18 protein-coding genes are annotated in these 18,943 nt (G+C 66.1%); 10 read left to right on the top strand and 8 right to left on the bottom strand.

Going from position 1 to position 18,943, the window contains the following annotated elements:
* Positions 1 to 59: 59 nt before the first annotated feature.
* From lptF to rsmA, 6 genes are read left to right on the top strand one after another with little or no spacing between them, the layout of a single operon-like run.
* Positions 60 to 1,181: an LPS export ABC transporter permease LptF gene (lptF, locus tag ACH13J_RS00855; RefSeq protein WP_397541524.1), complete on the top strand. Its 1,122-nt coding sequence runs from the start codon at positions 60 to 62 to the stop codon at positions 1,179 to 1,181.
* Positions 1,178 to 2,269: an LPS export ABC transporter permease LptG gene (gene lptG, locus ACH13J_RS00850; RefSeq protein ID WP_397541411.1), complete on the top strand. Its 1,092-nt coding sequence runs from the start codon at positions 1,178 to 1,180 to the stop codon at positions 2,267 to 2,269. Before lptF ends, lptG begins: the two co-directional genes overlap by 4 nt.
* Complete coding sequence (locus ACH13J_RS00845) at positions 2,266 to 4,449, top strand: LPS assembly protein LptD (RefSeq protein WP_397541410.1); 2,184 nt, start codon at positions 2,266 to 2,268, stop codon at positions 4,447 to 4,449. Before lptG ends, ACH13J_RS00845 begins: the two co-directional genes overlap by 4 nt.
* Before the next feature lie 18 nt (positions 4,450 to 4,467).
* The gene (locus ACH13J_RS00840) at positions 4,468 to 5,697 is read left to right on the top strand and encodes a peptidylprolyl isomerase (protein WP_397541409.1); all 1,230 of its coding nucleotides are present in this window, start codon (positions 4,468 to 4,470) and stop codon (positions 5,695 to 5,697) included.
* Positions 5,694 to 6,665: a 4-hydroxythreonine-4-phosphate dehydrogenase PdxA gene (pdxA, locus tag ACH13J_RS00835; RefSeq protein ID WP_397541408.1), complete on the top strand. Its 972-nt coding sequence runs from the start codon at positions 5,694 to 5,696 to the stop codon at positions 6,663 to 6,665. Before ACH13J_RS00840 ends, pdxA begins: the two co-directional genes overlap by 4 nt.
* The gene (rsmA, locus tag ACH13J_RS00830) at positions 6,662 to 7,501 is read left to right on the top strand and encodes a 16S rRNA (adenine(1518)-N(6)/adenine(1519)-N(6))-dimethyltransferase RsmA (RefSeq protein WP_397541407.1); all 840 of its coding nucleotides are present in this window, start codon (positions 6,662 to 6,664) and stop codon (positions 7,499 to 7,501) included. Before pdxA ends, rsmA begins: the two co-directional genes overlap by 4 nt.
* 14 nt (positions 7,502 to 7,515) lie before the next feature.
* Here rsmA and ACH13J_RS00825 read toward each other — a convergent pair whose 3' ends face one another.
* The 4 genes from ACH13J_RS00825 to phaC all read right to left on the bottom strand — a co-directional run bounded on the left by ACH13J_RS00825 (position 7,516) and on the right by phaC (position 11,558).
* Positions 7,516 to 8,481 (bottom strand): LysR substrate-binding domain-containing protein, encoded by a 966-nt coding sequence (locus tag ACH13J_RS00825; protein WP_397541406.1) that lies wholly within the window; start codon positions 8,479 to 8,481, stop codon positions 7,516 to 7,518.
* Positions 8,482 to 8,496: 15 nt separating this feature from the next.
* Positions 8,497 to 9,060, bottom strand: a complete 564-nt coding sequence (gene phaR / locus ACH13J_RS00820; RefSeq protein WP_397541523.1) for a polyhydroxyalkanoate synthesis repressor PhaR — start codon at positions 9,058 to 9,060, stop codon at positions 8,497 to 8,499.
* A 133-nt stretch (positions 9,061 to 9,193) separates the two neighbouring features.
* On the bottom strand, positions 9,194 to 9,640 hold the full coding sequence (locus ACH13J_RS00815; RefSeq protein ID WP_397541405.1) for a phasin family protein: 447 nt from the start codon (positions 9,638 to 9,640) through the stop codon (positions 9,194 to 9,196).
* Between the two features lie 112 nt (positions 9,641 to 9,752).
* Positions 9,753 to 11,558 carry a class I poly(R)-hydroxyalkanoic acid synthase gene (phaC, locus tag ACH13J_RS00810; protein ID WP_397541404.1) on the bottom strand — a complete coding sequence of 602 codons (1,806 nt, stop codon included), beginning with the start codon at positions 11,556 to 11,558 and terminating at the stop codon, positions 9,753 to 9,755.
* A 103-nt stretch (positions 11,559 to 11,661) separates the two neighbouring features.
* Here phaC and phaZ point away from each other — a divergent pair, with 103 nt between their 5' ends.
* Entirely contained in the window at positions 11,662 to 12,966 is a 1,305-nt protein-coding gene (gene phaZ / locus ACH13J_RS00805) for a polyhydroxyalkanoate depolymerase (protein ID WP_397541403.1), read from the top strand.
* A 20-nt stretch (positions 12,967 to 12,986) separates the two neighbouring features.
* Here phaZ and ACH13J_RS00800 read toward each other — a convergent pair whose 3' ends face one another.
* The 4 genes from ACH13J_RS00800 to ACH13J_RS00785 all read right to left on the bottom strand — a co-directional run bounded on the left by ACH13J_RS00800 (position 12,987) and on the right by ACH13J_RS00785 (position 15,145).
* A complete protein-coding gene (locus ACH13J_RS00800; RefSeq protein ID WP_397541402.1) occupies positions 12,987 to 13,250 on the bottom strand; it encodes a hypothetical protein in 264 nt (87 codons plus the stop codon).
* Positions 13,243 to 13,956, bottom strand: coding sequence for an alpha/beta fold hydrolase (locus ACH13J_RS00795; protein ID WP_397541401.1), 714 nt, complete (start codon positions 13,954 to 13,956; stop codon positions 13,243 to 13,245). The genes ACH13J_RS00800 and ACH13J_RS00795 overlap by 8 nt, the downstream gene beginning before the upstream one ends.
* Before the next feature lie 117 nt (positions 13,957 to 14,073).
* Positions 14,074 to 14,829, bottom strand: coding sequence for an alpha/beta fold hydrolase (locus tag ACH13J_RS00790; protein ID WP_397541400.1), 756 nt, complete (start codon positions 14,827 to 14,829; stop codon positions 14,074 to 14,076).
* Positions 14,830 to 14,899: 70 nt separating this feature from the next.
* A complete protein-coding gene (locus tag ACH13J_RS00785) occupies positions 14,900 to 15,145 on the bottom strand; it encodes a hypothetical protein (RefSeq protein WP_397541399.1) in 246 nt (81 codons plus the stop codon).
* 361 nt (positions 15,146 to 15,506) lie between these two features.
* Between ACH13J_RS00785 and thrS the strand changes: the two genes are divergently transcribed.
* From thrS to bufB, 3 genes are all read left to right on the top strand, one after another.
* Positions 15,507 to 17,453 (top strand): threonine--tRNA ligase, encoded by a 1,947-nt coding sequence (gene thrS / locus ACH13J_RS00780; RefSeq protein ID WP_397541398.1) that lies wholly within the window; start codon positions 15,507 to 15,509, stop codon positions 17,451 to 17,453.
* 281 nt (positions 17,454 to 17,734) lie between these two features.
* A complete protein-coding gene (locus tag ACH13J_RS00775) occupies positions 17,735 to 18,025 on the top strand; it encodes a BufA1 family periplasmic bufferin-type metallophore (RefSeq protein ID WP_397541397.1) in 291 nt (96 codons plus the stop codon).
* A 77-nt stretch (positions 18,026 to 18,102) separates the two neighbouring features.
* On the top strand, positions 18,103 to 18,943 hold an 841-nt coding region (gene bufB / locus ACH13J_RS00770), incomplete at its 3' end, for an MNIO family bufferin maturase (protein WP_397541396.1).

The raw sequence follows: 18,943 nt of genomic DNA, 5'->3' as shown, positions 1-18,943 counted from the left end.
TAGTTTATCGCCACCAAGAAAGACCGGGGGATACAGGCTTGGCCAGATTCGACAGATACGTGCTGTCGCAGTTCATGGTCATGTTCGGATTCTTCGCGCTCGTCCTCGTCTCGATCTTCTGGATCAACAAGGCGGTGCGCATGTTCGACCGGCTGGTGGGCGACGGACAGCCCGGATGGGTTTTCCTTGAATTCACGGCGCTGACGCTGCCGGGGGTGATCGGGATGGTTCTGCCGTTGGCCACCTTCGCGGCGGCCGTGCAGGTCACCAACCGCCTGAGCAACGAGCGCGAGCTGACCGTCGTGCAGGCGACCGGTTACTCGCCCGCGCGCCTGATCCGGCCCGCCCTTGTCTTCGGGATAATCATCGCGCTCATCATGTCGCTGCTCAGCCATTTCCTCATTCCCACCAGCCTGGGCGAGCTGCGCCAGCGCGAGGCCGAGGTGCGCCAGAACGTGACGGCCCGGTTCCTGGAAGAGGGCAAGTTCCTGCACCCCGCACCGGGTATCACCTTCTACATCCGCGACATCACCCCCGAGGGTGAGCTGCGCGAGGTTTTTCTTTCCGACCGGCGCAACCCGCAAAGGCCGGTGATCTACACCTCCACCCGCGCCTATCTGGTGCAGGACGAGGGGGGCACCAAGCTGGTCATGGTCAAGGGGCTGGCCCAGAACCTGCGCACCGACGACAAGCGGCTGTTCACGACGCATTTCGATGATTTTTCGTACAATATCAGCAACCTCATCACGCAGAGCCCCGGTCGCCTGAACCGCGTGGAATTTGCCCATACCGCCGACCTGATCCGCAACCCCGATGCCGTCATGGAGCGAACGGGGGCGACGCTGGCGGAGTTGCGCTATCGCCTGCACAACCGCTTCGCGCAGGCGCTGATGTGCGTTGTGGTCGCGCTCATCGGCTTTGGCACCTTGTTGCTGGGCAGCTACAGCCGTTTCGGGATATGGTGGCAGATCGTGACCGCCTTCGTGCTGCTGGTCGCGGTGAAAATGGCCGAAAGCAGCGTCACCGGCATCGTGCTGTCCAACGCCGCGGCATGGCCGCTGATCTACGCGCCGGCGGGGATGGGTTTCGCCATCACGCTGCTGCTGCTCTACATCTCGGCACGGCCGTGGCTGGTCCACCGGTTTGTGCCGCGCCGGCGGGCCGCAAGGGGGGCGTCATGATCCTGCACAGGTATTTCGCCCGCCGCTTCTTCTGGTCCTTCGCGCTGGTGATGGCGGTTTTCGCGGTGCTTCTTTTCCTGCTCGATCTCGTCGACAAGATGCAGGACTTTCCCACGCTGCCGCTGCGGGAGGTGGTCACCCTCGTCATGCTCAACGCGCCTTCGGAATACTACGAGATCATCCCGCTGGTGATCGTGCTGGCGACCGTCGCGCTTTACGTCCGGCTGGCGCGCTCGTCGGAACTGGTGGTCGTGCGGGCGGCGGGCCGCTCGGCGCTCTATGCGCTTGCCGCGCCGCTGATCGTGGCGCTGCTGATCGGCGTCATCTCGATCACCATGCTCAACCCCGTCGTCGCGGCAACATCCAAGCGCTACAACGATCTGCGCAACATCCATGCCGGCAGCGGCACCTCGGTGATGGCCATCGCGGCCGAGGGGCTGTGGTTCAGGCAGGGCGATGCCGGCGGGCAGACCGTCATTCACGCCGAGCGCGCCAGCTCCGACCTGACCGTGCTGTTCGACACCACCTTTCTGAAATTCGATGCCTCTGGCCAGCCGGTGGAGCGGATCTATGCCACGGCGGCCCGACTGTCACAGGGGGCATGGGTGCTCCACGAGACCAAGACATGGTCGCTGGGCACCGACAGCAACCCCGAGGCCGGCGCCCGGCAGAGCGACACCCGTCGCATCGCCTCCACGCTCACCCGGGACCGGATCATCGACAGCTTCGGCAAACCGGAATACATCCCGCTATGGGATCTGCCCGCCTTCATCGCGCAACTCGAACGGGCCGGTTTCTCGGCCAACCGCTACATGATGTGGTTCCAGATGGAGCTCGCCCGGCCGCTTTTCCTGGTGGCGTTGGTGATGATCTCGGCGGCCTTCACGATGCGCCACGCCCGGCTTGCGAACACGGGCCTGTCCGTGCTGACCGCGGTGATGCTGGGGTTCGGCCTGCACTACATCCGCAATTTCGCCCAGATTCTCGGGGAAAACGGTGAAATTCCCCTTCTTCTTGCCGCGTGGGCGCCGCCGGTGGCATCTTCGATGTTGGCAATCGGCATCCTTCTTCATATGGAGGACGGATGAGGGGGATCATCGCCATACTGGCCATGGCGCTCTGTCTGGCCTGCGCGGGCGCGGCACCCGCCACCGCCCAGCAGACGGCACCGCCGCAGCCGGCCGTGCTCGTGGCAGACGACGTCTACATGGAGGGCAACGAGCGGCTTGTGGCACGCGGCAATGTCGAGGCGATCTATGATGGCCGACGGCTGCGCGCCGGGGAAATCGTCTATGACCGCACGCGCGACCGGCTGATCCTGACAGGTCCGATCGTCATCGAGGAAGAGGGCCAGCGCCTCGTTCTGGCCGAATCCGGCGAAATCGACCAGGACCTGCGCAACGGAATCCTGCGGGGCGCGCGGATCGTCATGGGCACGCATGTGCAAATGGCCGCGCAACAGTTCGAGCGCAGCGAGGGGCGTTTCAACCGCCTGTCGAATGTCAGCGTGACATCCTGCCGGGTCTGCGAGACGGGGCGTCCGCCACTGTGGCAGATCCGTGCGCGTCGCGTGGTGCAGGATCAGGAACGCATGCAGCTCTATTTCGAGGATGCGCAACTGCGCGTGCTGGACACGCCGATATTCTATCTGCCGCGACTGCGCCTGCCCGACCCCTCGCTGGAGCGGGCGACGGGGTTTCTCGTGCCATCGCTTTACAATTCCTCGCTTCTGGGTTTCGGGGCGCGCGTGCCGTATTTCATCCGGATCGGCGATCACAAGGATCTCACGGTCACGCCGTTTCTGACCAACGAGACGCGCACGCTGGAACTGCGGTACCGGCAGGCGTTCCGCAACGGGCGCATAGAATTCGAGGGCGCCATCTCAGACGACGACATCAACCCGCGCGACCGGCGCGGCTATGTCTTCGGCAGTGGGCAGTTCGACCTGCCGGCCGACTTCAAGCTGCGGTTCGACGTCGAGGCGGTGACCGACGACACCTATCTGCTCGACTATTCCTATCGCGAAAAGGACAGGCTGGACAGCGAGATAGAGCTGGAACAGGTCAAGCGGGACAGCTACCTGCGCGGGGCGTTCACCTACTTCCACAGCCTGCGCCCCGGCGAATCGAACGACACGCTGCCCACACTCGTGGGCAATGCCGAGTATCAGCATCGCCTGCACCCCGAGCATCTTGGCGGCGAACTGCGTCTGAACGTCGAGACCCACAGCCACGCCCGCTCCTCGGGGCTGATCGTCGACCTGGACGGCGATGGCTGGGCGGATGGCCGCGACGTGCAGCGTTTCACCGCCGGCGCGGAATGGCACCGCAACTGGACCCTGCCCGGCGGGGTTCTGGCCGCGTTCAGCACAGGCGTGGACATTGACCATTTCGAGATTCACCAGGCGGGACTGACCAGCGTTGGCTCCGCCAACGAGGTCACGCCCTCTGCCGGGATCCGGTTGCGCTGGCCGTTGCTCAAGACCGCGGCGAACGGCGCAAGCCACGTGGTCGAGCCGGTTGTGCAGATGGCGTGGACCGGGGGCGAGAACCCCTTCATTCCCAATGACGAGAACACCCGGATCGAGTTCGACGAGGGCAACCTGTTCTCGACCTCCCGGTTTGCAGCGCCGGGGCGACGCGAGAGGGGCCTGATCGGGGCCTACGGGGTCAGCTGGACGCGCTACGGCGTCACGGGCTCGGAAACCGCGCTCGCCCTTGGCCAGCTCGTGCGGGAGGATGCGCAACTGGAAAGGTCGGGCGCGGACAGCTTCACCGACAGCTCCGGTCTCGACGGCGACGTGTCGGACCTGCTGATCGCCGGCCAGCTCAAGACCGATGACGGCTTCACCCTGACCGCCCGCAGCCTCTTCGACGACGCGCTGGACACCACAAAGGCCGAGGCACGGGCCAGTTGGAAGAACGAACGCACCGATCTCGGCGCGACCTATATCTGGCTGGGGCGGGATGCCGGCGAGAATCGGCCGACCACCATCTCGGAATGGGCGTTCGATGCCTCTTACCGCCTGTCGAGGCACTGGACGGGCAGTGCCGACTGGCGTTACGACGTGGCATCGGACCAGAACGTCCGCGCGGGGTTGGGCCTGACCTACACGAACGAATGCGTCGAAGTCAGCCTGTCCGCCTCCCGCCGTTTCACCTCGTCGAACGTTCTGGACCCGTCGACCGATATCAGCCTGACCGTCGCGCTGCGCGGATTCACCGCCAAGGCCGACGGCAAGAGCTACGTGAGATCTTGCAACAACTAACCTGAATGGACGTCACTCATGCCTATCGCTTTCCTCAAGGCGGCGCTCTTCTCGCTGGCCGGTGCGGCGGTTCTCGCCCAGCTTCCGCCCGCGGCCGCCCAGAACCTCTTCGAGCCGGTGATCAAGGTCAACGACCAGGCGATCACCCGTTTCGAGGTCGAGCAGCGGGCGCGGATGCTGACGCTGTTTCGCGCGCCCGGCAACCCGGTCGAGCTTGCCCGCGAACAACTCATCGAGGACCGGCTCAAGCTCGACGCCGCAGAGGCGAACGGGCTTCGGATCGACGAGGGCGCACTCGACGTCGCGATGGAGGAATTCGCCAATCGCGGGGACATGTCCGCCGACGAGATGGTCGATGCGTTGGCCGATGCGGGCGTCGAGGAAAGCACCTTCCGGGCCTTCGTGCGTTCGGGCGTCACCTGGCGCGAACTGGTGCGCGCCAAGTTCGCAGGGCAGGTCTCTGTCGACGAGGAAGACATCGAGCGCGCCAAGCTGGCTCTCAGCGGCACCTCCGGCGTGCGGGTGCTGCTGTCGGAAATCGTGCTGCCCGTGCCCCGCGGCCAGCGCGACCAGGTCCAGCAGCGCGCCGAAGAGCTGTCCGCGATCGAGTCCGTCACCGAGTTCGCGGATGCCGCCCGGCGCTACTCCGCCGCCCCCTCGGCCGAGCGGGGCGGGCGCATGGACTGGACCCCGATCACCGAGCTGCCCGAAGCCCTGCGGTCGGTGGTGCTGGGTCTTTCCCCCGGCGAGGTGTCCGATCCGCTGACAACGGAACAGGCAATCGTGCTGCTGCAGATGCGCGACATCGCCGAAACCGCGGTGCCCGAACCCAGTTATTCCGCGATCGAGTACGCGCAGTACTTCATCGACGGCGGCCGCAGCGAGGCGGCCCTGCAGCGGGCGGCACAGGTCGCCGCGCAGGTCGATACCTGTGACGACCTCTATGGCGTGGCGCGGGGCCAGAGCCCCGACCGCCTGCAGCGCGAGAGCAAGGCACCCGCCGAGATCCCGCAGGACATATCCCGCGAACTGGAACGCCTCGACCCCGGCGAGGTGTCGACCGCGCTGACACGCTCGGACGGGCAGGTTCTCGTGTTTCTCATGCTGTGCGGGCGAACCCCCGTGATCGACGGCGACGGCCCCTCGGCGGACGAGTTGACCAGCTTCATCCGCAACAAGCGGCTGGAGTCGTATGCCGAGGGGTATCTGGCCCAGCTGCGCGCCGAGGCGCGGATCGTCGAGCAGTGACCGCGCCCGTCGCGCTTACCTGCGGCGAGCCGGCCGGCATTGGCCCCGAGCTTGCCGCGCGGGCATGGGCGGAGCTCGACGGCGCCCTGCCTTTCTTCCTCATAGGCGATCCGCGGCACCTGCCCGTGGGCACGCCGGTGGAAGAGATCACCCACCCGTCCGAGACGGCGGACGCCCTGGCGCGGGGGCTGCCCGTCCTGCGGCACGACTTCGACGGCCCGCTGACACCCGGACGGCCCAGCCCCGCCCACGCGCAGGGCGTGATCGACGTTATCGCGCACGGGGTGAAGCTGGTGCAGGATGGCCACGCAGCGGCCCTTTGCACCGGACCCATCCACAAGCAGGCGCTTCAGGACGGCGCAGGGTTCGCCTATCCGGGGCATACCGAGTATCTCGCGGCGCTGGCGGGGGTGGACCGGGTGGTGATGATGCTGGCCAGCGACCGGCTCCGCGTCGTGCCCGCCACCATCCACATCCCGCTGCACGAGGTGCCCGCGGCGCTCACCGCGCAGCGCCTCGAGCAGACCATTCGCATCACGCATGACGCGCTCATCCGCGATTTCGCTCTGGCCGCGCCGCGCCTTGCCGTGGCCGGGCTCAACCCCCATGCCGGGGAGGGCGGGCGCATCGGGCGCGAGGAGATAGAGGTGATCGCCCCCGTGCTGAACACGCTGCGCGCCGAGGGGATGACGCTGGCCGGTCCGCTGTCGGCGGACACGATGTTCCACGATGCCGCGCGCATGGGCTATGATGCCGCGATCGCCATGTACCACGATCAGGCGCTCATCCCCATCAAGACGCTCGATTTCGACCGCGGCGTGAACGTCACGCTCGGCCTGCCGTTCATCCGCACATCGCCCGATCACGGCACGGCGCTGGACATCGCGGGCACCAATGCGGCGAACCCCTCCTCGCTGATCGAAGCCCTGCGGATGGCCGGGCGCATGGCGGCGGCGCGGGGGGCATGAGCGGGATAGACGCCCTGCCCCCCCTGCGCGAGGTGATTGCCGCGCACGGGCTTTCGGCGCGCAAGTCGCTTGGGCAGAACTTCCTGCTGGACCTCAACCTGACGGCCAAGATCGCCCGCAGCGCCGGTGACCTTGCCCACGCGGACGTGCTGGAGGTCGGGCCGGGCCCCGGCGGCCTGACGCGCGGATTGTTGGCCGAGGGCGCGCGCCGCGTCCTCGCGGTGGAAAAGGACAGCCGTTGCATCCCCGTGCTGGAAGAGATCGCCGCCGCCTATCCCGGGCGGCTGCAGGTCATCGAGGGCGACGCGCTGGACATGGACCCGCGCGAGCACCTCGACCCGCCGATCAGGATCGTGGCCAACCTGCCCTACAATATCGGTACAGAGCTTCTGGTGCGCTGGCTCACGCCGCAAAGCTGGCCGCCCTTCTGGGAAAGCCTGACGCTCATGTTCCAGCGCGAGGTGGCAGAGCGGATCGTGGCGCAACCCGGCAGCAAGGCATATGGCCGTCTCGCGGTGCTGACGCAGTGGCGGTGCGACGCGCGGATCGTCATGCAGCTGCCGCCCGGCGCCTTTACCCCGCCGCCCAAGGTTGCCAGCAGCGTCGTCCAGCTCACCGCGCTACCCGCGCCGCGTTTCCCCGCGGATGCCGGCACGCTGCAGGCCGTCGTCGCCCGCGCCTTCAACCAGCGGCGCAAGATGCTGCGCGCGGCGCTCAAGGGGCTGCGCCCGGATATCGAGGACCGCCTCGCCGCGGCCGGGATCGCCCCCACCGACCGGGCCGAAGCGGTGACGCTCGAACAGTTCTGTGCGCTGGCCCGCACGCTGGAGAGCTGACGGCCCCTGCCCCGTCAGAGCAGGCTCAACGCGCCCCGCAGGAAAGGGTATTCGGCGATGGCCGGCTCCACGACCGTGCGGCGCAGGATCGGCCGCAGGGTATCGGCCACGCGACGCGGCATGTCCTGCAGGATGTCCTTGCGCGCCGTCAGGCTGATCGTGCGCGACAGCGGCTCGAAGGGCAGCTCCATCACGTCGATCTGATCGGCGAAACGTCGTGCACGCATGAGCGCCAGCGGCGTCAGAATGGTCCAGCCGGCCCCCTGCCCCACCAGCGCGAGGATGGCGTGGTAACTGTCCAACTCGAAGCGGTGCGGCAGGCTTATGTTCTGGCGCGCCAGATGCGCCGTCAGCAGCCGACCCATGTAGTGGCGCTGCGTGTACTGCACCAGCGGCAGGCGCCGCAGTTGCGCGGACACGTCGCCCTCGGTGTCGATCACGCCGCGCGGCGCGGCGGCCACGAACCCCTCGCGCAGGAGCGGGTGCACCTCGGCCCAGTCATCCTCGCCCCCCAACTCGGCCGCCACGATCACGTCCAGCGCGCGCGAATCCAGAAGATCGTAGAGATAATGGCTCGCCCCGGTCTCCAGCAGGAACTGGCACCCCTTGAGCTCGCCGGCCATGTGGGCCAGCAGCTGCGGGGTCACGTCGGCCTCGAAATCCTCGATCATCCCCAGCCTGAACCGGGTGAGCGAGGACAGGTCAGACATCGCCAGCTCTGCCCGTGCCTGCGCCGCCTCGTTGAGGATGACCTGCGCGCGCCGCTTTAGAATCTCGCCCGCCGGCGTCAGCCGCACGGGCCGGGCGTTGCGTTGCAACAGCGTGGTGCCGAGCGCGGTTTCAAGATTTGTGAGCTGCTGGCTCACGGCCGAGGGGCTGGCCCCCAACCGCTTGGCCGCGGCCGAGATCGATCGCTCGTCCGCGGCGGCCATGAACACCTCGATCCCCCACAAGGTGATGCGGCCGGGGCTGTCCACCATGGCCTCCGGGGGATCCTACTTGTCCATCTTGGACAGTTTTTTCTGCAACTCCGCCAGTTCCTTGCGGATCGCGTCGAGCTCCTCGCCCTCGGCGCTGCCGCCCGCCTCCTCGCCCTTGGCGCCCGGTGCGGAGGGCATCCCCGGCATCTGGCCGGTCATCGCCTTGAGGAAGGCCGCCTGCTGCGCGCGCATCGCGTCCATGCCCGGCATCGCCGTCAGAGGATTTGCCTTGGCCATGTTCTCCATCATCTGGCTCTGGCTCTCGCGCAGCATCTCGAAGCTGGCGGCGAGGAAATCCGGCACCATGCTCGTGGCCTGGCTGGTGTAGCTGCGCACAAGGTCGTTGAGCACGTTGACCGGCAGCACGTTCTCGCCGCGGCTTTCATGCTCGGCGATGATCTGCAGCAGATACTGCCGCGTCAGGTCGTCGCCGGACTTGAGGTCGATGATCTGCACGTCACGCCCATCCCGGATGAATTCCGCGATATCGTCCAGTGTCACGTAATCGGATGTCTCGGTATTGTAGAGCCGCCGGCTCGCGTACCGTTTGATCAGCAGCGGTTTCTCGGATTCGGCCACGGCTAAGTCTCCCATGATGCAGCGCTGCAGCAAAGCTTAACCGTCTGCACGGAAAAAAGAAAGGGCGAGCCGATGGCTCGCCCTCTTGGATCGGGTCCGGCTGGGAGGGAGGTCCGGCCCCGTATTCCCGTGCTTACTTGGACGCCGACGCCTTCTTGGTGGCGGCGGTCATGTCGTCAGTGGCCTTCTTGACGACGTTCGTGGCGTCTTCCTGCATGTCCTTGCCGGCAGCCATCAGCAGTTCGACGGTGTCCATCTGAACCTTCTTGGCCACCTCGGCAAAGGCTGCCATGTTCTCGGCGGCCACTTCGGCGTTGGCCGAGGCGAACTCGGTCATTGCCTTGGCATAGTCGGCCGGCTCGGTCTTGGCCTTGGTCATCTCGGTCATCTTGGCAAGGGTTTCCTTGGTCCACTTGCCCGAGATCTCCGCCGACTTCTCGGCGGCTTCCAGTGCCACGCCCGACAGTTTCTCGTTCAGGGCCGCCTGGTTCTTGAAGGCATCTTCCATCGCCTTGGTGTCAACCGGGAACGCGCCCATGAAGTCTTTCATGACGGTATTGAAGTCTTGTGCTTTGGCCATTTCTGTATCCTCGCGGTTAGGAATTTTCTGCGTCTGCATTCCATATACATGCTGCATCGCAGCATTTCAAGGATTTTTTCTGCACCGCAGCAATCGCGCGGTCTGGCCGGTCTCAGCCCGTCGCCTTCTTGCGAACATAGGTTCCCGGCGCCGGGGCGAGGGGCGGGTGCTCGGCATCGCCCGGCGCGCGCGCCGGCACCTTCTTGCCCGACCGCTTGCGCAGCCACCGCTCCCACCGCGGCCACCAAGACCCCTCGTGATGGGTGGCGCCCGCCAGCCACTCCTCGGCCGAAAGGCTGAGGTCGGCGTTGGTGTAATGGCCGTACTTCTTCTTGGACGGCGGGTTGACGATACCGGCGATGTGCCCGCTTTCGGAGACGATGAACGTCCGATCCTTCGACGCCGTCTGCTTGAAACCGCGATAGCAATCCTTCCACGCCGCGATGTGGTCCGACTGGCAGGTGACAGCCATGACGGGCACCGTGATGTCACTGATGTGCACGGTCTCGTCGAAGAGTTCATAACCGTCCCCGACGAACTCGTTGCGCTGGCACAGGGCGCGCAGGTACTCCATCGCCATCTTGCCCGGCAGGTTCGACCCGTCGCCGTTCCAGTAGAGCAGGTCGAAGGCGGGAGGTGTCTCGCCCATCATGTAGCTGCGCACGGCCGGTGTATAGACAAGGTCCGTGGACCGCAGGAACGACATGGTGCGCGACATGATGAAGGACCGCATCAGCCCCTGCTGCTCGACCTCGCGCTCGATGGCGTCAATGAAATCGTCCTGCAGGAACGGCGTGAACTCTCCCTGTTCGGAAAAATCCGTGAGCGCCGTGAAGAACGTGGCGGATTTCACCGAGGTATCGCCGCGCTTGGCCATCAGCGCCAGCACGAGGTGCAGCGTGGTGCCAGCGATGCAATAGCCCACCGTGTTCACCTGCCGCTGCCCTGTGATCGCCTTGACCTCGCGGATCGCGGTCAGGAAACCGTCCTCGATGTAGTCCTCCATGCCGATATCCGCATAGGAGGCATCCGGGTTGACCCAAGACACCACGAAGAGCGTGTAGCCCTGCTCGGTGATCCACTTGACAAGGCTGTTCTGTTCCTTGAGATCGAGAATGTAGAACTTGTTGATCCACGGCGGAAAGATGATCAGCGGGGTGGCGTAGACCTCCTCGGTCGCCGGCGCGTACTGGATCAACTCCATCATGTGGTTCCGGTACACCACCTCGCCCGGCGTGGTGGCGATGTTCTCTCCCAGCTCGAACGCGCTCTCGTCGGCCAGCCGGACCACCATCTCGCCCTGGTTGGCCTCGAGGTCGGCAACCAGGTTCTCCAGCCCCCGCACGAGGCTTTCGCCCTCCGTTTCCACCGCCTTTTCCAGCGCGTCGGGGTTCGTGCCGAGGAAATTGGTCGGGCTCATCATGTCGATGATCTGGCGCGAGAAGTATTCCAGCCGCCGTTTCTCGGTCTCGTCGATATCGTCGAGTTCGGCTACCGCCTGTTCGATCGCCTGCTTGTTCAGCGCGTATTGCTGCTTGATGTAGCGGAAATAGGGATGGGTTTCCCAAAGCGGGTTGGAAAACCGCTTGTCGTGCCTGAGCGGATCCTCGGGCTCGTCGTCCTCTCCATCCACGCGGCCCTGCGCAAGCGCCTGCTGCGCCTCCAGGAAATGGCGCACGGACTTGCCCCAGTACTCCAGTTGCTGTTCGTAGATCTTGCCGGGGTTTTCGAACACCTCCTGCCAGTAGGACGCCGCCGCCTTGGCGAAAAGGTCGTGAGAGGGGCCGTTGAGCGCGGGATTGGCCGGTTTGCGCGAGGACAGCGCCTGGACGAGCCGTTGCGAAAGCTCCTCGACCCGTTCGAGGTTCTTGTTGAGCCGCTCCAGATTCTGACCGGGATCATCCTCGTGCGTTGCCATTTTGACGAATCCCTCGTAAGTTTCTGCCGTGCAGCATAACGTCGCCTGGGCGGAGGGGCCAGAGCGGCAAGGTAACCGGGCCACCCGGGGCAAGGAGACGACGATGCGCTACATGATGACCTATGACCTGATGGAAACCCTCCGCAACACCAACCAGTGGCTCGGCGCAACCGCGCTGTCGATGGCATCCTATCCGGTTTTCAGCATGCTGCCAAACCCGGCCTTCCAGTGGATGGCCGCGTGGGGCGAAGTTACCGAGCGTACCTTCCAGCGCATGGTATGCAAGCCGGATTGGGGCATCGGCTCGATCACCGGCGAGGACGGGCGCGACCACCTGATCAACGTCGAGACCGTGCTCGAACGTCCTTTCGGCGACCTCATCCATTTCGACGTTCAGGGCCGGGCCGAGATGGACCGCCGCGTGCTGCTGGTGGCGCCGATGTCGGGTCACTACGCCACGCTGCTGCGCTCGACGGTCCGCTCCTTGCTGCCTGACTGCGAGGTCTACGTCACCGACTGGCACAACGCCCGCGACATCCCCGTTTCCGCCGGCAAGTTCGATGTCGAGGACTACACGCTCTACCTGACGGAATTCATGCGCGAGCTCGGCGCGGACCTGCACGTGATCGCCGTGTGCCAGCCCGCGCCCCTGACACTGGCCGCGACCGCCTACCTGGCCGAACTCGACCCCGACGCGCAGCCGCGATCGCTCACGCTGATCGGCGGACCGGTCGATCCCGACGCGACCCCGACAGAGGTGACCGATTTCGGCCGCCGCGTGACGATGGGACAGCTTGAACAGACGATGATCCAGCGCGTGGGCTTCAAGTACAAGGGCGTCGGGCGCATGGTCTATCCCGGATTGCTGCAGCTGGCGTCGTTCATCTCGATGAACGGCGAGCGTCACGGCCGCGCCTTTGCCGACCAGATCAGCCGCGTGGCCCGCGGAGAGGCCAGCGATCACGACCCGCACAACAAGTTCTACGACGAATACCTCGCCGTCATGGACATGCCGGCGGAGTTCTACCTCTCCACCGTCGAGCGCGTTTTCAAAGGGCGTGAAATCGCGCGGAACGCCTTCGTCGTCGACGGGCACAACGTGGATGTCGGTGCGATCACCCGCGTGGCGGTCAAGACCGTGGAGGGCGGCAAGGACGATATCTCGGCCCCGGGACAGTGTGTTGCAGCGCTCGACCTGCTCACCGGCCTGCCCGACGAGAAAAAGGCCAGCTACGTCGAGCCCGACGCCGGGCATTACGGCATCTTCGCCGGGCGTTCCTGGCGCAACAACATCCGCCCGCTCGTGCTCGATTTCATCGACGCCAATTCCGAGGACCCGGCAGCGCGCAACCGCACGCGCCCCCGCAAGGAAAAGACCAAGAGCGTGACGCGCCTCTCCGCGGTCTGACCGGGCGCGGGTCGGGGCGCCTACTTGTCCCGCCCGCGCCACGTCCTCTGGCCGGTCACCCAGCGATAGATCGGCACCACGTCGAGCGCCGCGACCGCAACGCCGAGCGGCAGCATCCAGAACCCCACCACAGGCAGGAAACCCAGCACGCCGCCAACCATCAGGGCAAGGCCGATCAGAAGCCGCGCACCGGGCGGCAGATGGCGCTTGGCCCATACCTGCGTGCGCCGCCGCAGGCGCCGCGCCCGCCCACGTACGCTCTGCCCGGTATCCCGTTCAGGCATGTTCGGGGGCCGGTTCTTGCAGCCACGCGGCCAGCGCGGCATTCACCGCCTCGGGCTGTTCCATCACCGGCAGATGTCCCGCCCCGTCCACCACATGCAGCGTCGAGTTGGGCAGCAACCCGGCCATCAGCTCGTGCCGCTTGGGCGGGGTCAGGCTGTCATGCGTCCCGCAAAGGACCAGCGCCGGCAACCTGCAGCGCCTGAGCACCGCCTGGTAGTCACGGCGCCGCTGCACCGCGCGCACCTGGCGGATGATCGCCTCGGCCCCGATGGCCCGGGCCATCGCCGCGATATCGGCCATCACCGCCATCCGGCCCGGCCCCGGCGCGAGCGTTGATGTCGGCACCAGCGCCTGCGCTGCCTCGTCGATACGGCCAGCGCGCAGCTTTATGATCACCGGCTCGTAATCCGCGGCGCTTTGCGGCGTCTCGGCCAGCGCGTTGGTGTCCATCAGCGCCAGCCGGGTGATCCGGTCCGGCGCCCGCCGCAACAGTTCCATCGCCACGATGCCCCCCATCGACAGCCCCACCAGCGAGAAACGGCGCGGCAGGACATCAAGCAGGCGCGAGGCGATCTCCTCCACCCTGTCGCCGCCGGTGACCGGCGCGACCGTCACGGCAAGGCGCGGGCTGAACGCCATCACCTGCGCCGCGAAAACGCGCGCATCGCACATCATTCCCGGCAAGAAAACCAGAGGGTCCTGCATCGATCCTGTCCTTGGTACCCGCATCCGGCACGGGCCGGGCGCGACACCAGCTTGGCCGCTACCCCGCGGGGAATCAACCGCGCGTTCCGCTTTTCCGTGCCGCGCGGGGGCGTCGCGTCACCCGGCGATGCGCGCGCTGACCTCTTCGACGGAGGACTCGATCAGGGACAGGCAATCGGGATCGGAAAACCGGTGATCGGCCCCCTCGACAAGCGTGAGGCGCATGTCGGCCCCCTCGGCATGGTCGAGCAGGTTCAGCGCGACCGACCGGGCGACATCCTCATCGGCGGTTCCTTGCAGGAACCGCACCGGGAACGGCAGGTGCAGCGGCGCGCGCAGCACGAGGTTGTCGCGCCCCTCCTCGATCAGCCGCCGGGTTATCACGAGCGGCTCGCCGTACTCGCTCGGCAGGGCGATCTGCCCTTGCGTCATCAGCCTGTCGCGCTGCGCCGCGTCGAACCCGGCCCACATCGCGTCCTCGGTGAAATCGGGTGCGGCGGCGACGGTGACAAGACCCGCGACCTTCTCCGGCATCGCGCGGGCGGCCAAGAGGGCAATCCATCCCCCCATGGAAGAGCCGACGAGGATCTGCGGCCCCTGCGTCAGCTCGCGGATCACGGCCATGGCATCAGATGCCCATGCGCCGATGGTTCCGTCCGCGAACGCGCCCGAGGACTGGCCGTGCCCGGAATAGTCGAACCGCAGGAACGCCCGCCCAGCCCGACGGGCCCAGTTCTCGAGATGTATCGCCTTGGTACCCTCCATGTCGGACTTGAAGCCGCCGAGGAAAACCACCCCCGGCCTGCGCCCGTCGGTGCGGTGATGGGCGATGCGGCGGCCGGTATCTGTGGTCAGGAACTCGGGTCGGGTCATGGATCATCCTTTCGGATACGCATCCTGCCGCGACCGGCCCCGACGTTCAAACCGATTTCGCCGCGTCCCGTCAGCCGCTGATGTAAGTCCGGTTCCGCGGGCGGTAGAAAACCTTCTGGTTGTGAATGCGGCCCAGCAGATCGTGGATGTCGCGCACCGTCGTGTCGACCTCGCGGGGGACCTCGTTGAAATTGCGCCCCTCCTCGACCGTCTCGACGATCTTGTCGGACAGCTCGCGCTTGGTGCGGCGCAGCGCGTCCTCGATCAGCTCCATGTCCTCGACCGACAGTTCGAACTGCGTGTTGTATCCGGCCATGTCTCAACCTCCCAATTTCCGCGCGGCGATGCGCCGTCCAGCTGCAACATAGGGGCTTACAGCACGACGTAAAGACAATTTTTTATTATGCGTCAATATGTTACGGCAATCTCGGCATGCGCCGGGATACAATGGCCGGCATGCCTTTGCACACTTCGTGGCCGGTCAAGGGGTTAGCCGCCCATGCGGTCGCCGTCGCATTCCGTCCACATTCCGCCGTTTTCCGGCCTCGCTCTCCGCGGCCGCCACCGTCTGGCCCCCTCTTGACTTGCCCGGGACGGCGCGCGACAACGCGCGCGATCAGACCAGACCCGCAACCGGGCGTTCCGTGGGCGCCAAACCGACGAGGAGCTTGAGGCCGATGGCCCAGATTTCCCTGACCCTTCCCGATGGCAATTCCCGTTCTTACGAAAAGGGCGTGACCCCGGCCGAGGTCGCCGCCTCGATCTCCGGCTCGCTGGCCAAGAAAGCGATCTCGGCCCATGTCGACGGCCAGCACTGGGACCTGCAGTGGCCGATCGAGGACGACGCCAGCATCACCATCAACACGATGAAGGACGAGGCCCCCGCGAACGAGCTGGTGCGCCACGACCTTGCACACATCATGGCCCGTGCCGTGCAGGAGATCTGGCCCGAGACCAAGGTCACAATCGGCCCGGTCATCGACAACGGGTGGTACTACGACTTCGACCGGGCGGAACATTTCACGCCGGAGGACCTGGGCCGGATCGAGCAGAAGATGAAGGAAATCATCAACCTGCGTGACCCGGTCACGACCGAGGTCTGGGATCGCCAGCGCGCGATCGAGCATTACCGGCAGACCGGCGAGAACTACAAGATCGAGCTGGTAGAGGCGATCCCCGAGGGCGAGCCGGTGCGCATGTACTGGCATGGTCCGTGGCAGGACCTGTGCCGCGGCCCCCACCTGCAGCATACCGGGCAGGTGCCGGCCGACGCGTTCAAGCTGATGTCTATCGCCGGGGCCTACTGGCGCGGCGACAGCGACCGCCCGATGCTGCAGCGCATTTACGGCGTGGGCTTCACGAGCCGCGACAAGCTCAAGGCGTATCTCAACTTTCTCGAGGAGGCCGAGAAACGCGACCACCGCCGTCTGGGCCGCGAGATGGAACTATACCATTTCCAGGAGGAAGCGCCGGGAATGGTGTTCTGGCACCCCAATGGCTGGACCATCTACCGCGAGATGGAAGACTACATGCGCCGCAAGCTCGACCGCGCGGGTTATCGCGAGATCCGCACGCCGCAGGTGGTCGACCGCAAGCTGTGGGAGGCCAGCGGCCACTGGGACAAGTACCGCGAGAACATGTACATCACCGAGATCGACGAGGAGCACGCCAACGAAAAGCGCGTCAACGCGCTCAAGCCGATGAACTGCCCCTGCCACGTCCAGATCTTCAACCAGGGCATCAAAAGCTACCGCGACCTGCCGCTGCGGCTGTCGGAATTCGGCTCCTGCCACCGCTACGAGGCGCACGGCGCACTGCACGGGCTGATGCGGGTGCGCGGCTTCACCCAAGACGACGCGCACATCTTCTGCACCGAGGACCAGATAGAGGACGAATGCAGCCGCTTCATCTCGCTTCTGAGCGAGGTCTACCGCGATGCCGGTTTTCCCGAATTCGACATCAAGTTCTCGACCCGCCCGGACGTGCGCGTGGGCTCCGACGAGGTGTGGGACAAGGCCGAGGCGGCGCTTGAAAAGGCGATCCTCGCCGTGCGCAACGATTACGAGCTAGACCCGGGCGAAGGCGCCTTCTACGGCCCCAAGCTCGACTTCAAGCTGACCGACGCGATCGGGCGGGAATGGCAATGCGGCACCTTCCAGGCCGATTTCAACCTGCCCGAGCGGCTTGACGCCACCTATATCGGCGCTGACGGCGAAAAGCATCGCCCCGTCATGCTGCACCGCGCGATCCTCGGGAGCTTCGAGCGTTTCATCGGTATCCTGATCGAGAACTACGGCGGCAAGATGCCGTTCTGGCTGGCCCCGCGGCAGGTTGTCGTCGCCTCGATCGTGTCCGAGGCCAACGACTACGTGGAGCGGGTGGCCGCGCAGCTGGCAGACGCCGGTATCCGGGCCGAGGCCGACACCCGCAACGAGAAGATCAACTACAAGGTCCGCGAGCATTCCGTGGGCAAGGTGCCGGTGATCCTCGCCTGCGGCATGAAGGAGGTCGAGGACGGCACCGTGACCGTCCGCCGGCTCGGCAAAAAGCAGACCAGCGTGGAGCCTCTCGACGCGCTCACGCGAACGCTGCTGACCGAGGCCACGCCGCCCGACCTGCTGTAACATCCGGGCAATTTCGCGGCCGCGCCCTGCAACAATCTGCGCGGCCGCGACCAAGGCCCAGGCGAATGTTCAGAAATTTCATGGGCTTGCCCGCGACAGCCCGCTAACGCGTTCTGACAGGCGCGTGCGTCACCACCTCGTGAATGGGCGGTGAGCCGCTAGGGCGTCTACCTTGAATGCGCCATCCGGTTGCACGACCGGGACCTGTCGCCCGGAGGGCGCGGTTCCCGGCCCAGCGCATGGAAATGGCGCAAACTGATCATCTTTCAAGGGAGACCCCCATGTCCACAGCAATGAAATCCGTCGCCATCGCCGGCGCCGTGACCGCGGCGCTGGCCGCCCACAGCTCCACCGCCGTCGCGGCCGAGCAGGAGAAGTGTTATGGCGTTTCGCTGGCCGGCGAGAACGACTGCAAGGCAGGCGCCGGCACCACCTGCGCCGGCACCTCGACCGTCGACTACCAGGGCAACGCCTGGACGCTGGTCGACAAGGGCACCTGCGAGGACATCGAACTGCCCGGTGACCGCACGGGCAGCCTCGAACCGCTCGACCGCGACTTGCCGCAGTCTTGAGGGCCACATGGCGTGTGCGGGCCCGAGGCCCGCGCATGCCCCTGCCCTGCCGGATTATCCGACCCAAAAGGTGCCCCATGTTCGACAGTTCCGCGACCGCCCTGCCCGCCGCGCCCGGCGTCGGCTACAAGCCGCAACATTTCCGCGACATCACCGCGGATGCCCGCCCCGTTGAATGGCTGGAAATCCATGCCGAGAACTACATGGGGGGCGGCGGCCGCCCGCTGGCGCAACTGCGGCACCTGGCCGCCCAGTTCCCCGTCTCCGTCCACGGCGTCGGCCTGTCGATCGGCGGCGAGGGCCGGCTCGACCCGGATCATCTCGGCCGGCTGAAACATCTCTGTGGCTGGCTGCAACCGGCCAGCTTCTCCGAGCACCTTGCATGGTCGACCCATGACAGCCACTTCCTCAACGACCTGCTGCCCCTGCCCTATACCGCCGCCACGCTGGCGCGCGTGGCCGACCACATCGACGAGGTGCAGCAGGTCCTTGGCCGGCAGATACTGCTGGAGAACCCCTCCAGCTACCTCGCCTTTGCCGAAAGCACCTGGTCCGAGACCGAATTCCTCGAAGAGGTCGCCCGCCGCACGGGGTGCGGGCTGCTGCTCGATGTCAACAACGTGTTCGTCTCGGCCACCAATCTCGACATGGACGCCCGCGCCTACGTCGACGCCTTTCCGCTTCAAAGGGTGGGCGAGATCCATCTGGGCGGGCATGACCACGACGCAGACGATCACGGCGCGCCGCTGCTGATCGACAGCCACGATGCCCAGGTGGCAGATCCGGTCTGGGCGTTGCTGGATTACACGCTGGCCCGTTCCGGCCCGCGCCCGGTGCTGATCGAGTGGGACGCCGACATTCCCGACTGGCCCGTGCTGGCCGCCGAGGCCCGCCGCGCCGGGGCGGCGCTGGCCGGCT

Origin of the sequence: Roseovarius salis (genome assembly GCF_044472985.1) — a bacterium.
GTDB classification, from domain to species: Bacteria; Pseudomonadota; Alphaproteobacteria; order Rhodobacterales; family Rhodobacteraceae; genus Roseovarius; species Roseovarius salis.
This window is presented reverse-complemented; position numbering and strand designations above follow the sequence as displayed.

Coding starts and splice junctions, on each gene's coding strand:
- lptG (WP_397541411.1), top strand. CDS start 1,178: ATGATCCTGCACAGGTATTTCGCCCGCCGCTTCTTCTGGTCCTTCGCG.
- ACH13J_RS00845 (WP_397541410.1), top strand. CDS start 2,266: ATGAGGGGGATCATCGCCATACTGGCCATGGCGCTCTGTCTGGCCTGC.
- ACH13J_RS00840 (WP_397541409.1), top strand. CDS start 4,468: ATGCCTATCGCTTTCCTCAAGGCGGCGCTCTTCTCGCTGGCCGGTGCG.
- rsmA (WP_397541407.1), top strand. CDS start 6,662: ATGAGCGGGATAGACGCCCTGCCCCCCCTGCGCGAGGTGATTGCCGCG.
- ACH13J_RS00825 (WP_397541406.1), bottom strand. CDS start 8,481: ATGGTGGACAGCCCCGGCCGCATCACCTTGTGGGGGATCGAGGTGTTC.
- ACH13J_RS00815 (WP_397541405.1), bottom strand. CDS start 9,640: ATGGCCAAAGCACAAGACTTCAATACCGTCATGAAAGACTTCATGGGC.
- phaC (WP_397541404.1), bottom strand. CDS start 11,558: ATGGCAACGCACGAGGATGATCCCGGTCAGAATCTGGAGCGGCTCAAC.
- phaZ (WP_397541403.1), top strand. CDS start 11,662: ATGCGCTACATGATGACCTATGACCTGATGGAAACCCTCCGCAACACC.
- ACH13J_RS00800 (WP_397541402.1), bottom strand. CDS start 13,250: ATGCCTGAACGGGATACCGGGCAGAGCGTACGTGGGCGGGCGCGGCGC.
- ACH13J_RS00795 (WP_397541401.1), bottom strand. CDS start 13,956: ATGCAGGACCCTCTGGTTTTCTTGCCGGGAATGATGTGCGATGCGCGC.
- ACH13J_RS00790 (WP_397541400.1), bottom strand. CDS start 14,829: ATGACCCGACCCGAGTTCCTGACCACAGATACCGGCCGCCGCATCGCC.
- ACH13J_RS00785 (WP_397541399.1), bottom strand. CDS start 15,145: ATGGCCGGATACAACACGCAGTTCGAACTGTCGGTCGAGGACATGGAG.
- thrS (WP_397541398.1), top strand. CDS start 15,507: ATGGCCCAGATTTCCCTGACCCTTCCCGATGGCAATTCCCGTTCTTAC.
- ACH13J_RS00775 (WP_397541397.1), top strand. CDS start 17,735: ATGTCCACAGCAATGAAATCCGTCGCCATCGCCGGCGCCGTGACCGCG.